At 53.3% G+C, this 531-nt stretch carries 1 rRNA gene; it reads right to left on the reverse strand.

The features are described from left to right. Nucleotides 1-11: 11 nt before the first annotated feature. Nucleotides 12-531: ribosomal RNA gene (locus GPK90_RS17790) — 16S ribosomal RNA — on the reverse strand; the annotation flags it as partial.

The raw sequence follows: 531 nt of genomic DNA on the forward strand, positions 1-531 counted from the left end.
TTCTTCCTTAGAAAGGAGGTGATCCAGCCGCACCTTCCGATACGGCTACCTTGTTACGACTTCACCCCAGTTATCAGACCTGCCTTCGACAGCTCCCTGCTTTCGCTTGGGTCACTGGCTTCGGGCATTTCCGACTCCCATGGTGTGACGGGCGGTGTGTACAAGACCCGGGAACGTATTCACCGCGGCATTCTGATCCGCGATTACTAGCGATTCCAGCTTCATGTAGTCGAGTTGCAGACTACAATCCGAACTGAGACGTTATTTTTGAGATTTGCTCTGCCTCACAGCTTCGCCTCTCTTTGTTTACGCCATTGTAGCACGTGTGTAGCCCAAATCATAAGGGGCATGATGATTTGACGTCATCCCCACCTTCCTCCAGGTTATCCCTGGCAGTCTCATCAGAGTGCCCAGCTTTACCTGCTGGCTACTGACAATAGGGGTTGCGCTCGTTGCGGGACTTAACCCAACATCTCACGACACGAGCTGACGACAACCATGCACCACCTGTCACCTCTGTCCCGAAGGAGG

It is taken from the genome of Clostridium sp. MCC344, from assembly GCF_018785365.1.
Lineage (GTDB): Bacteria > Bacillota > Clostridia > Lachnospirales > Lachnospiraceae > Pilosibacter.